The following is a 14,225-nucleotide window of genomic DNA, read 5'->3' on the forward strand; positions in this document are numbered from 1 at the left end:
GAACTGCAAATTCCGTCTCGCGTCGGTCCGTTATGCCCGCTATGGGGTTGAGTGAAGATCGCCTAAGTAGTAGACATGGGCGATTTTTGTTCACTCCATAGGGAAAGTCGTGCGTTTTACACGTCATATATCTTTTGCCATGGCGATTGTCATGGCCCTGCTATGCGGAACCGAGCAGGTCGCGCTGGCAGTCGATCGTTGGAATCGAAGTTCACTCAGAGGCCCCGGCGCACCCGGTCAGCGCTGGGGCTCGGCGGCGGGCCGTGGACACCGGACCACCGGTGGCGCCACCGAGGCCTCGGCCAGAGGCGGCCGTCCAGGGGCGCTCGAGGCCCCGGGCCAGCTGCCGCCGGAGCACAAGCTCACCGAGCGGGAGCTCGGCGCCAAGCCCCCGCGGCCCAGAATGGGCCCGGCGGAGTACGTCGCACCGCCCGGCGTCCCGGCTCCCCAGGGCTTCTCGGAGAAGAAGAGCAAGGAGCTGCCCGCCGAACGGCAGGAGCGCCGCCGTACCTTCCTCAACGAGGACGGCACCTACACCACGCGCTTCTATGACGAGCCGGTCAACTTCAAGGATCGTGACGGTTCCTGGAAGCCCATCGACTCCACGCTGATCCGCCCCGGTCGCAGCCTTCGTGCGGCGACCCCGACGGGCCCGCTGTGGGAGACCCGCTCGACCGCGGTCGCCATCACCTTCGCGCCCACGGCGGACGCGAACCCGGTGATGAGCATGAAGCTGAGCGACGGACCGTCGCTGGGCTACGGCCTCTCGGGCAGCGCACCCGCACCGGGCAAGGCGGTCGGCAGCGTCATCACCTACCCCGACGTACGGCAGGCCACCGACCTTCAGTACATCGCGAGCAGCGACTCCGTGAAGGAGACCCTCCTCCTCAAGAGCAAGGACGCGCCGACCGAATGGCGCTTCCCGCTCCTGACGGACGGTCTGACGGCCAAGCTCGACGACCAGGGCGGGGTGGTGTTCCTCGACAAGGACGCCCGCGCACGCGCCCGGATGCCGGCGGGCTGGATGGAGGACTCGCACCTGGCGGAGAACGCCAACCAGGGCGAGATCTCCTCGGGTGTGCGCTACCGCTTGGAGACCGAGAACGGCCGCCAGGTGCTGGTCGTCTCCCTCGACAAGGAATGGCTGAGCGCGCCCGAGCGGGTGTTCCCGGTGAAGGTGGACCCGTCGGTCAGCGGTATCGATGCCACATCCGGCACATATGTGCAGACCCCGTACACCCAGGACTTCTCGAGCGACACCATTCTCAAGGCGGGCACCTACGACGGCGGTACGCACAAGGCCGCCTCGTTCCTGCGCTTCAACGGTGTCGAGAACTCGCTGAAGAACGCATGGGTGCTGGACGCGAAGCTGGCGCTGTACAACACGTGGTCGTACTCCTGCGACGCGCGGCCGGTGACGGTGCACGCCATCACCTCGGACTGGTCGGAGTCGTCGACCAAGTCCTACCCCGGCCCGGACACCGGCCCCTCCCTGGTGTCGAAGAGCTTCGCGCACGGCTGGCGCCCGCCGAACACCGCGTCCTGGTCCTGTGACCCCGCATGGGAGTCCATAGGCCTCGGTTCCGACGGCCGCCAGGTCGTCGACGACTGGACCCACGGCCGCAAGAAGAACTACGGCCTCGCCGTGAAGGCCTCGGACTCGGACACCAAGGCGTGGAAGCAGTTCGGCTCCGACAACTACCCGAACGGCAAGCCGAGCCTGGACGTCACGTGGACCCGGTACGGAGCCACGTACAAGGTCGGCGACTTCACCAAACCCGTCACGGCCACCACCCAGGGGTCGATGAAGGTCACCGTTACCAACCAGGGCCAGGACACCTGGACCAAGGGCGGCCACATCCAGCTGCGCTACAACCTCTACGACGAGTCCGGCAAGGAATACAACGACACGTCGCACGTCGCCTGGACCCCGATGCCGCAGGACGTCGCCCCCGGTCAGAGCGTCACCCTCGACGCGAAGATCGCAGCGTTGCAGCCCGCTACCTACGTCCTGGTCTGGACGATGGACGTCCTCGACGGCCCCCGGTTCACCAGCGAAGGCGTGCCGGGATCGGCGATCAAGTTCGCCGCCGTCAACCTCCCGCCGCAGCTGACGGCCGAATCCCCGGCCGGTGGCGCGACGCTCAACTCCCTGACCCCGACGCTCTGGGCGTCGGGCAAGGACGAGGACCACTCCCCGTCCGGCACCTTGCAGTACTCCTTCGAGGTCTGCGAGGTCGAGGGCAAGGACGCCCGGAAGAACTGCCGCAGCAGTGACCGGGGCACCGCCCAGCAGTGGGCCGTCCCCAGCGGCTGGCTGTCCTGGAGCAAGAGTTACGCCTGGTACGCCTACGCCTACGACGGCAAGGACACCTCGAACCGTCCCGGCCCCGCCTACTTCACCACCCAGGTCCCGCAGCCCGCTGTGACGGCCCACCTCGGTGGCGACGGTGGCCGGGAGTTCGGCAGCCGCTCGGGCAACTACGCCACAGCCGCGACGGACGCGTCCGTTCCCACGGTCGGCCCGGATCTGGCGATCGTCCGCTCCTACAACTCGCAGGATCCTCGGACGGACAATGTCTTCGGGAGTGGCTGGTCCACCCGCTGGGACATGCGCGCGGTCGCCGAGACCACCGGCAACGTCGTCGTGACGACCGCCGGTGGCAGCCGCGTCCGGTTCGGCCGGAACACCGACGGCACCTACGCCGCACCGTCCGGCAGCGCGATCACCCTCACCTCCGTCAGTGGCGGCGGCTGGGTGCTGCGCGACAAGTCGGCCAGCACGTACTCTTTCGACTCCTCCGGACGGCTGACGAAGATCACCGACGGGGCGGGCCGGGAACAGCGGCTGACCTACACCGACGACAAGCTGACCGAGGCCCGCGACGCCCTTTCGGGCCGTTCGCTCGTCTTCACCTGGAACGGCGGCAAGGTCGCCACCGCAACCGCCAAGGGCACCGGCGGCATCGGCGCCGACGGCCTGACGTGGACGTACACCTACACCGGTGACCGTCTCGTCAAGGTCTGCCCGCCGGGCACCACCGACAAGTGCACGGTCTACGAGTACGGCGACGGCTCGCTCTACCGCAGCATGGTCCTCGACCAGAACCCCCTCTCGTACTGGCGACTGGGCGAGGCCCAGGGCGCGATCGCCGCGAGCGACGCTCCCTCTCGCACCGGCCTGAACCAGGCCCTCTACCGGGACGTGAAGCTGGGCTCCGCCGGAGCCATGGCCGGTACGAGCGACACGGCGGCCGCCTTCGACGGCACCAACTCCTACGTCGAACTGCCCGAGGACACCATCCGGACCTCGACCTCCCTGACGACCGAGCTGTGGTTCAAGACCACCAAGCCCGGCGTCCTGGTCGGCTTCCAGGACGGCCGGCTGGCCGACGGCCAGCCCAACGACTGGACCCCGACGCTGTCCGTCGACAAGAACGGCAAGCTCGTCGGGCAGTACTGGACGGGCCGTGTCCAGCCCATCGTCAGCGCGGGCACCGTCACCGACGACACCTGGCACCACGCCGCGCTCACCGCTGCCGGCACTACGCAGTCGCTGTACCTCGACGGCGCCCTCGCCGGCACGCTGACCGGTCCGATCGACTACCGGAAGCAGTCGTTCACGTACCTCGGGGCGGGCTACTCCAGCGCTGGCTGGGATGGACAGGCCAGCGGAATCCGCCACTTCACCGGCCTCATGGACGAGGTGGCCGTCTACCACCAGCCCCTCGACGCCACCACCATCGCCGAGCACTACCGTGCCCGCGCCGCGTCGGGTCGGCTGACCAAGGTCACTCTCCCGTCCGGCCGTGTCCACGCACAGGTCGCCTACGACTCCGGCACCGGCCGGGTCACGGAGACCACGGACGGCAAGGGCGGCACTTGGAAGGTCTCCGCACCGGTCTACTCCGCAGGCTCTGCCGCGTACGCCGACACAGTGCGTACGTCCGGCCCCGTCGAATACTGGCGTCTCGGTGACCGTAGCGGCTCCACCGCGTCCAACGAGATCACCGGCGGCGCCGACGGCGCCTACCGCGACGGCGTGACGCTCGGCGCGGTCGGTGCCTTTTCCGACGGCGACGACGGTTCGGCGACGCTCGACGGGTCCGCAGGGGCCGTCGAGGTGCCCACGGACCCGCTGAAGGGAGCCAACGCGCTCTCGTTCGAACTGTGGTTCCGCACGGGCAAGCAGGGCGTCCTGCTCGGTCTTCAGAACGCCGAGCTCGGCAAGCAGCCGACCGACTGGAACCCCAGCCTGCTGGTCGACTCGGACGGCAAGCTGCGCGGCCAGCTGTGGCACGGTGGCTCCTGGCAGCCGCTCGTCTCCGGCAAGAAGGTCACCGACAACGAGTGGCACCACACGGTCCTGACCGGTGGCGCCAGTGGACAGACGCTTTACCTCGACGGAGCGAAGGTCGGAGCTCTGACCGGCGCGGCCAAGCCCGAGACGCTGGACCACGCCTACCTCGGCGCGGGCTACTCCAGTGAGGGCTGGGACGGCCAGAGCGCCGGTACTCGCTACCTCACGGGCCAGCTCGACGAGGTGGCCTTCTACACGAAGGAGCTGACGGAAGGAACGGTCGCCGAGCACTACCGCTCCCGCACCGGCCTGGTCTCCGGCGACGGCGCCCACTACCGGGGCACGGTCACCGCCGACGCGCCCTCCGGCTACTGGCGTCTGGACGAGACCAGCGGTGACAAGGCCCGCAGCAAGGCCGCCGTGTACGCCGGTGACGGCACGTACACCAAGGCCAAGCTCGGCACCACGGGTACCTTCGGACCCGGTGACAACGGCGCCGTGACCCTGGCCGGGGACGGCTCGGTCGAGCTGCCGTTCGGAGTCATGGGCAACACCCCGGCCATGACGGCCGAGATGTGGTTCCGCACCGGCAAGCCGAGCGGTGTGCTGCTGGGGATGCAGAACGCGGAGCTGGGCAAGACGCCCACCGACTGGAACCCGAGCCTGCTCATCGACGCCGACGGCAAGCTGCGCGGCCAGCTGTGGCACGGAGGCTCCGGAAAGCCGATCGTCTCGGGCACGGCGGTCACCGACAACCAGTGGCACCACGTCGTCATCACCGGCGGCAGCACCAGCCAGTCCCTCTACCTGGACGGGACGAAGGTCGGCAGCCTCAACGAGCCGTCCAAGCCCGAGACCATGGCCCACACCTACCTGGGTGGTGGCTACTCGAGCGAGAGCTGGGACGGGAAGGCGCCCGGCACCCGCTACTTCACCGGCGACCTCGACGAGGCGGCCTTCTACCCGAAGGAGCTCACCGAGGACCAGGTGGCCGAGCACTACCAGGCCATGCGGAACTCCGGCGTGTCCTCGCTGACATCCACCATCAGCGTCACCGATCCGGCGGGCCGGACCAGCAGCGTTTCCTACGACGCCCTGCGCGGCCAGCGCCCGATGACCGCTACGGATACCGAAGGGGGCCGTACCACCTACGCGTACGACACCGGCGGCTTCCTCCACACGGTGACCGACCCCAACGGCCACTTCGCCGTCACAGGACACGACGCGCGCGGCAACACGGTCTCCAAGACCACCTGCCGTGACGCCAACTCCTGCTGGACGTCCTTCACCGACTACTACCTGAACACCGCCGACCCGCTCGACCCGCGCAACGACAAGCCCACGGCCACCCGCGACGCCCGCTCCACGAGTGCCCGCGACGACCGTTACCGCACGTCGATGACGTACACGGCGCTCGGCCTCCCGGACACGACCGTGCTCGCGGACGGCCGCAAGTCGGCCACGACGTACACCACCGGGCAGGAAGCCGCCGCTGGCGGCAGTACCGTCCCGGCCGGCCTGGTCCGGACGACCACCGCTCCCGGCGGTGCCGTCACGGAGTACGGCTACACGGCACAGGGCGACCTCGCCCAGGCCACGGCCCCGTCCGGCCTGGTCACGCGTTACGCGTACGACGGCATCGGCCGGAAGCTGGCCGAGACCCAGGTCTCCGACAGCCGGCCGGACGGTGTGACCACGGCCTTCGCCTACGACGCCATGTCCCGGATCGTCTCCGAGACCGGCGCCGCGGTGAAGAACGAGATCACGGGCGTCACCCACACCGCGAAGATCACGCGCGCCTTCGACCCCGACGGCAAGCTGCTGACCGAATCCACGGAGGACACCACGGGCGGTGACGCCCAGCGCACCATCACCCACCACTACGACGAGCACGGCCTCGAGGACAAGACCACCGACGCGGAGGGCAACGACACCGTCGTCGCCTACGACGCGTTCGGTCGCAAGGCCCGTACGACCGACGCCCTCGGGATGACGTACGAGTACCGCTACACGCCGGGCGGCCGCCTCGCGGAAACGGTTCTGAAGGGCTGGCGGGGCGACCCCTCCGGCGAGGCCAAGGACCTGGTGGTCGCCTCCAACGCGTACGACCCGGCGGGCCGCCTGGCCTCGTCGACCGACGCGATGGGCGCCACCACGGCCTACGCCTACTTCGACGACGGCAAGCTCGCGTCGAAGACCGCGAAGAGCGTCACCCAGGCCGACGGCGGCAAGCACGACATCGTGCTGGAGGCCGACGTCTACGACGGCGCGGGCAACCTGATCCAGCGGACCGGAGCCGGTGGCACCGCCACCGTCACCAACGAGATGGACGCCACGGGCCGCGTCACGCGCAGCGTGCTCGACCCGAACGGCCTCAACCGCTGGACGACCTACGCCTACGACGAAGCCGACCGGCCCGTCGAGCAGAAGACCGCGCTGAGCACCCAGCGCTTCACCTACGACAAGGCGGGCGACAAGCTCACCCAGACCGTCGTCGACGGCGACCGCACGCGTACGGCGACGTTCGCCTACGACCAGCGCGGCCTGACCGTCGCGGCGACGACCCCGCGCGGCAACGAGACCGGCGCCGACGCGACGGCCTTCACCACCACCAACCGCTACGACGTCCTCGGCCACCTCGTGGAGCAGACCGCCCCGCAGATCCAGGCCGAGCAGCAGGGCCAGCAGCCCCAGGCCGTCAAGCCCAGCACCCTCAGGGGGTACAACACCTTCGGCGAGGCCACCGAGGCCCGGGCCGCGAACGGGTCGGTGACCCGTACCGCGGTCGACAAGCTCGGCCGGGCCACCGCCGTCACCCTGCCCGATTACACTCCGCCGGGCGGAGAGAAGATCACCGCCGTCTCCCGGGTCGCCTACGACGCCCTGGGCCGCAGGTCGGTGACCACCGACCCGCTGGGCCGGACGGTCAGCTACGCCTACGACCAGCTGGGTCACGTGATCCGCCAGTCGCTCCCGGCGACCAGCCTGCTCAACGCCAACCTCAACACCGGCCTCGGCGGCAACCCGTTGCAGCCGGCGTCGACGGACGACCAGGCGAATCGATTCACCTGGACGCCCACGGGCCTGCGCCTCTCCACCACCGGACCCACCGGCGCGCGGACCGAGGCCACGTACGACGAGCTGGGCCGACAGCTGACGGCCACGGCCGTCGAGCGCTACCCGACCGCGCAGAACCTCACCACGCGCTACGCCTGGGACGACGCGGGCAACCAGACGTCGTCCACCAGCCCGGCGGGTCTGATCACGTCGGCCGCGTACGACGTGGCGGGCGAGGTCCTGAGCGCCACCGAGCCCGGTGGCGGGACGTCGAAGTTCGCGTACGACGCCCTGGGCCGTCAGTTCCAGACCGTCGACGCGACGGGCCGGAAGAGCGTCACGCGCTACGACGGCTTCGGCGGTGTGGCGGGCACGGCCGAATACGGCACCGGTGACACCGCCCTGCGTTCGACCGCCGTGGCGTACGACGCCGACGGCAACCGAATCTCCGCCACCTCGGCTTCGGGAGCGAAGAGCACCTTCGCGTACGACGCCTCGGGCCGGATGACGCAGCAGGTCGAGCCCGTCGCCGACGGCAAGACCATCACCACGGCCTTCGGCTACGACGCGATGGGCCACCGCACACGTCTGACGGACGGACGTGGCAACACCACGACGTACACGTTCACGCCGTGGGGCCTGCCCGAGTCCACGATCGAGCCCGTGACGGCGGCGCAGCCGAAGGCCGCCGACCGCACGTGGACCAAGGTCTACGACGCGGCCGGCCAGAACGTGGCCGAGCTGACGCCCGGTGGTGTCGAGCGGCACAGCACCTACGACGTCCACGGCCGGCTGACCAAGGAGACGGGCACGGGCGCCGAGGCCGCCACCACCGACCGGACCCTGGAGCACGATCTGGCGGGCCGTCTCACCAAGGCCGGCTCGGGTGACCTCCTCAACCCGAACACCTACACCTACAACGACCGTGGCGAGCTGCTGACCTCGAACGGTCCGGGAGGCAAGTCCACCTACACCTACGACAACGACGGCAACATGACGTCCCGGACCGACAAGTCCGGCACCACCACCTACGGCTATGACGCCGCGGGCCGTCTGAACCGCACCGAGGACGCCGTCACCGGCGGCCAGACCGTCACCGCCTATGACGCGGCCGGCCGTGTGCTGCAGGAGCAGTACGCGTCCAAGCCCGCCGGCGCGACGGACTGGCGGACCGGCGGCCGACGGGGCTACGTCTACGACCAGCTCGGCCGCCTGACCGAGTCCAAGGTCACCGGCGCGGACGGCACGACCGAGGTCATGTCCACCGCGTACGACTACGACCTGGACAACCGCCTCACCACGAAGACCACCAGCGGCGTCGCGGGCGCCGGAAAGGAAACGTACGCATACGACAAGGCAGGACGCCTGACGTCCTGGACGGGCGACGGCAAGACCACGTCGTACGCGTGGGACGACGCCGGCAACCGCGTCAAGGCCGGTGACACCACCGCGACCTTCGACGAGGCCAACCGTCAGCTGACGGACGGCACCACGCGCTACGGCTACACGCCGCGCGGCACCCTCGCCTCGGTCGACACGGGCAGCGGCAAGCCGCGCGCCCTGACGTACGACGCCTTCGAGCGGCGCATCGCCGACGGGGACACGACGTACGGCTACGACTCGCTCGACCGCGTCGGCCGGAGCGGTGACAAGGCGTTCACCTATGACGGCGGCTCCAACAACCTGGTCGCGGACGGCACCAGCACGTACAGCCGGACCCCCGGCGGCGCGCTGCTCGGCAGCACGGACGGCACGACCGCGCAGCGGTCGGTGACGGACCAGCACACGGATGTGGTGGCGGGTCTGTCGGCTGACGGGACCAAGCTAATGGGCTCGGCGTCGTACGACCCGTTCGGGTCGGTACGGGCCAAGGCGGGTGCCCGCTCGTCGCTCGGCTACCAGTCCGGCTGGACCGACCCGTCGACCGGCGACGTCAACATGGCCTCCCGCTGGTACCAGCCGGGCACGGGCCGCTTCGCGTCCCGCGACACCTGGCAGCTCGACGCCTCGCCGTCGGCGCAGGCGAACCGGTACGGATACGGCAACGCGTCGCCGCTGAACGGGACGGACCCGTCGGGGCACTGCCTTTGGGACCTGTGCATCGCCGAAGGCGTGGGCCTGGTGGAATCCGTCGGCCTGATCACCGCCTGCTACTACTCCTGCGGCGCCCTGACAAACAGCCTGAGCGGCGTCGAGGACTGGGCCCGTAACAAGTACCGCGACTGGACCAGTGACGACACGGAATCCGGAGGATTTGAGAACGCACAAGACATCAGCGACACCCTTGAGGCCGAGAACGACCTCCTGGCCGCCCGCCTGCTCGAGCAGGCCGAGGCCTTTGAAGCCCAGGCGGAGGACGAGGCCGCCGGCGATGGCGGAGGCGGAGGCGACGGCGGTGGCGATGGCGGTGGCGACGGCGGTGGCGATGGCGGTGGCCCCGAAGGCGGCTACGACGAGCCTGTCTACCGCCCGTATCGCGGAGGCCGCGGCGGCCGAGCGGGAACCCGCACCCGTCCGGCCCGTCCCCCGCGCCCGCGCATCGAGCAGAACCCGAACCGCGGCCGCTTCCCGAAGCCCGCGCCCAAGCGCCCGCCGCTGAAGCCGGGATTCGACCCGAACGGTGGCTGGAAGTTCGGCGACGTGGTCAACACGGTCATCACCGCCGCGCGAATCCTCGACATGTTCAACAGCGACACCTATCAGGCGGACCAGGCGCCGGACGCCACCGTCCACCCTGCGCCAGGTGCGGATCCCTCGCGTGGGACTAGTGGAAACGGAAACCAGGATGACGACACCGACTGCACGAAGCTGCTCGAAACGAATCGGGCAGGGAAGGGGATGTCCGGGCCTGTATGTTTCCGAGCCCCTCGAGGTGCGACAGCGGCCCAGATCGAAGAGCTGAAGGATCACATTGCGGCTATCAATGCGATCCCAGGTTACTGGTCTCTCACGGGCCGTGTATCGCCGAAGAATGAGTCGGCCGGAAGTACCACGCTCGAGAAGCTGGCAGAGAAGTACAAGCGCCAGCACAAGGAGGAAGTGGAAGGCACGCCATACGAGTACAGTGGCCAGACCGTCGCAGGACACCTCCCGGACACAACCTGGTCCGGAAAGGAGAAGCCTTACTGCTGGCACCAACAGGATGACGCAGTGAACTCCAGGGTCGGTTCGTATGCTCAGAAGTATTCGGTGGGATACCGGCCGACAGGTTTCTACTATGCAGGGGTTCATGGGGATCCCAGTACTTACACAACCGAATATGAGTCCGGATCGGTATCTGTGGGTGCGTATGGGATCTGTCAGATCACCAGGCATTAACGGGGCGATTGAAGGTAACTGTGTTCATTGGAGGGAATCGGGTAATGCAGGATCTTGTTTCGCGGCTGGCTGAGGATTCGGTCAAGCTCCGTCCGCCTGCGTCGGCGCAGCAGCTCGTGGAGTTCGAGGAAACCTTGGGTTCCGCTCTCGAGCGGAGCTATCGGGACTTTCTGTCGGTCAGTGACGGCCTGGACGGCTTCTACGTGGACATGGTCATCCTTGGGTGCCGTGACTGGCCCGACAGCCCGGAGCTGAAGGTGGCTCAATCGTTCCTCGACATGGTCCTGGACGTGGAAATGCTGGAAGACGAGGATCTGCCGTCCTCCACCAAGCTCGTTCCCGTGGCGGTGAACAGCGACGCGACTCACGGAATTTTCATGATCGATACGCAAGGTGCCGTTGCGGAACGCTACTGGTGGACAGGTAACGGATCGAGCATGCTCTTCCGTGATCTAAATGAAGTGTTTGCCTATGTGATAGATCCGCGTGAGTATCTATCGCGGTAGCTTCTGATCCGGTAGACAGCCCTGCCTTCTTGATCGAAGGCAGGGCTGTCGTGTGTGTGGCCGAGGTGAAACGAGGTGGGTTCCCTCGGCCCCCTGGCGATCGTCCGCCCCGGCCAGCCGGGGCGGACGATCGCGCATCGTCACGGGTGCGCTGCTCGCTGGTGCACACCCATCGCCGTGGTCAACGCCGCCGGGCCCTCTCGGTCGCCGACCGCCAGGGCCCGCGCCCTCTCGCGCTTGATGTCCCAGCACTCTTCGCAGTGCGGACGGCGCGGGAGGGGCGGGGTAATCGCTGTCTCAGCGGCATGCTCGCTCATCACGGCACCCACCTCTGCCGACTACGTCGGTTGGCCTCGGCCACCTTGGCTCGGAGCTCGTCGCTCGTCACCGCCGGGTGGGCGTCCTCAGTCAACGCGTGCGATTCGGGCTCGTCCCCCCCGCGTCGGAGTCGGTGCCTCGCTGATGTGCTGCTCGTCCCCAGCCGACGTCACCGATTCGCCTCCACTTCACGGCTTTGGCGAGGGCGGAAGTCAATGCCGTGGGCGGTCACCCACACGAAGTAGGCAGTGAATTCCGCTGCCGGTGCCGTCTTCGGTTGGCTGACGTGGGTGCACAAAGACGCTGTCCCTGTGAACAGCGCTCTTACCTGACGGAGCCGGCGGGAGATACGGTCGAGCACGTCGACGCTCCTCTGTAGCGTGGGCCACGCCCCCGGACCGGTCGCACGGTCACGGGGGTCCTTGTCTTCCCGGCCATCGTGGGATGTTCCCGTGCTCACGCGGGAGTTGACTGGGCTTGACTAAACTTGAAGGACGAGTCGATGCCTAGGGGTTCACCGTGAGCGACCGCGCCGACTTTGCCGATCTCGCCCGCCGCGCTCTGCGGGACAGTGGCTATTCCATGGGTGCCGCAGCGCGTGCGATCAAGTACGACCTCGCCTATCTCTCCTGTGTGCTCAACGGCAAGCAACAGCCCTCCTCGAAGCTGGCCGAAGCCCTCGACCAGCTTGTCGAGGCCGGGGGAGCGCTGTCCGGAGTGGGGCTCGATGCTGACGAGCGTTCACGGGTCGCCCGCAGCACTCGACAGCCTTCGCGGGTGGATGGCGGGACCGTTCAAGCCTTGGGGCGTGTACTGGCGACCTACCGGGCGCTTGGCCGACTCCCTCAGGCCGGAGTCGGCCATCCCGGCCACCCTTATCCACGTGGCCGACGTGACCCGCCTGCTCAAGGAGGCCCGGGGGCCGTACCGGGAGGAGCTGACGGCGGTGGCATCGGAGTTCTCCCAGTTCGCCGGGTGGATGCTCGCCCAGGTGCGTCGGGACGACGAAGCGGTGGCGATGCTCACCCAGGCCCTGGAGCTGGCGGACTCCATCGAGAACGGCACGCTTGCCGCGCAGGCGCTGAACTTCCGGGGATACCTCGCCCGTCAGCAGGGACGTCAGCAAGGCGTCGCGCGGTGGTACGCCGCCGCCGCGCACACGCCGGGCGCGCACCCCGCTCAGCGGTTGGGGGGATCTGCTCCAGTCGGCGGCCGGGCTCGCCGCCCTCGGGGAGACCGATCAGGCACTCCGGGTGGCCGAGGAGGCCGAGCGGCTCTCCGACGCGGCTGCGGCCGTGCCGCCGCCCGAGACCGCCTACTGGCTGACGCCGGAGTTCAACCGTCTGAACATGGGGCTGTGCACCCTGGCCCTCGGCCGCTACGACGAAGCCGTCGATCACATCACCGCCGGACTCGCGGGCCTGCCCGAGGCGCAGCGGGGCGCCGCCTGGACACTGGAGCACCGGGACGCGCTGCGGAGAGCGAAGGCGGCGTGCTGACCCAGGGGCTGCCGACGCAGGGGCTGCCCTCGCCCCCCGTTCCGTACGCCTCTACTGTTCTCCTCTGATCTGATGGAACGTTGAAACAAGAGAGCGTGCGGTGTCAGCCGAATCCTCCGAGAAGAAGGCCCCGAAGAACGCCCCGCCCCAGCTGCCCCCAGGCTGGCGCACCGGCCCCGCGTGGCGGGAGATGAACGGGCAGGCCGCCCGGAGGCGCCGGGTGCTCGGCGGTGTCGCGGGAGTCCTGGCCGTCGGTGCGGTGGGGGTGCTCGTGCTCAACCCCGGCGGCGTCGTCGACCGGTTCCGTCACGACAAGGCGTCGCATGCCCGGCCCGCGCCCCTCGGCCCCGAGACCGGGAAGCCCGGCGAGGCCCCCGAATCGCCCGAGGGCACCGCAACCCTCGACCGTCCCTTCGCCGGGTCGCCGGCGCTGCAGTACGCCGACGGCGCGGCCGGCATCGTCCCGCCCGAGGCCGCGCCCGTGGGGGAGTCGTCGAAGGAGCAGGTCGCCTCGGCCCTGAAGCTGACCAAGGACTTCCTCGTCGCCGCCGACCTCGACCCCGTGACCCTGCGCGGCGAGCGCCCGGCCGCCGCGCTGGACCTGCTGGAGCCGGGGCAGGAGAAGCTGATCGCCAAGGTGAACGCGGGGCTCGCCAAGCCCGGTGAGGAGAACGACCCGCTCCTCCTCTTCAGCCGCTTCGACCCCAACGAGGTCCGCATGGTCGGCGGCACCGTCAAGACGCGGGGCCGGATGACCTTCGCCGAGCGCAAGGGCGGTGTCGTCACCGTTCACGCCGACTACACCTTCGTCTATCCGCTGACGAAGAAGGACAAGGGGTCCAAGCAGGTCGCGCGCGTCATCGTGCGCCGGGTCCTGGACACCGAGGTCTTCGACCCGGCCCGCTTCCATGTGGTGCCCGGCAAGCTGTTCGTCCGCCATCACGCGGCGGACATCGGCAACATCACCTGCGAGGTCTCGGACGGATTCATCCACCCGGTGTTCCCCAGGCTCAGGCCGCATCACGGGAAGCATGACGAGACGGACCGGTCCGGCCCCACCGTCGACCCCTACGACCGCAGTCGCGACCTGGGGAAGGGCGACTCGGCCCATCACAGCGAGTGCGGAACGGTCACCCGGACGTGAGCCGCCGGCCGCGAAACCACCCCGGTGTTACGCAGACGTAGCCCCGGGCGGGGTGCCACCCGCGCGTTCCGGCAAGGTAGCGT

The 14,225-nt window shown here is 68.9% G+C and carries 4 protein-coding genes; all 4 read left to right on the top strand.

Annotated elements, in window-relative coordinates; all coding sequences use genetic code 11:
- Positions 1–139 precede the first annotated feature (139 nt).
- The 4 genes from AB0E98_RS02670 to AB0E98_RS02685 all read left to right on the top strand — a co-directional run bounded on the left by AB0E98_RS02670 (position 140) and on the right by AB0E98_RS02685 (position 14,142).
- On the top strand, positions 140–10,675 hold the full coding sequence (locus AB0E98_RS02670; protein WP_361697766.1) for a LamG-like jellyroll fold domain-containing protein: 10,536 nt from the start codon (positions 140–142) through the stop codon (positions 10,673–10,675).
- Between the two features lie 44 nt (positions 10,676–10,719).
- A complete protein-coding gene (locus AB0E98_RS02675; RefSeq protein WP_361697768.1) occupies positions 10,720–11,181 on the top strand; it encodes an SMI1/KNR4 family protein in 462 nt (153 codons plus the stop codon).
- 1,571 nt (positions 11,182–12,752) lie between these two features.
- Complete coding sequence (locus tag AB0E98_RS02680; RefSeq protein ID WP_361697770.1) at positions 12,753–12,998, top strand: hypothetical protein; 246 nt, start codon at positions 12,753–12,755, stop codon at positions 12,996–12,998.
- Between the two features lie 100 nt (positions 12,999–13,098).
- Positions 13,099–14,142, top strand: coding sequence for a hypothetical protein (locus AB0E98_RS02685; RefSeq protein WP_361697772.1), 1,044 nt, complete (start codon positions 13,099–13,101; stop codon positions 14,140–14,142).
- Positions 14,143–14,225: the final 83 nt, after the last annotated feature.

The organism is Streptomyces sp. NPDC037389 (genome assembly GCF_040636475.1).
Lineage (GTDB): Bacteria > Actinomycetota > Actinomycetes > Streptomycetales > Streptomycetaceae > Streptomyces > Streptomyces hesseae.

Coding starts and splice junctions, on each gene's coding strand:
- AB0E98_RS02670 (WP_361697766.1), top strand. CDS start 140: ATGGCGATTGTCATGGCCCTGCTATGCGGAACCGAGCAGGTCGCGCTG.
- AB0E98_RS02675 (WP_361697768.1), top strand. CDS start 10,720: ATGCAGGATCTTGTTTCGCGGCTGGCTGAGGATTCGGTCAAGCTCCGT.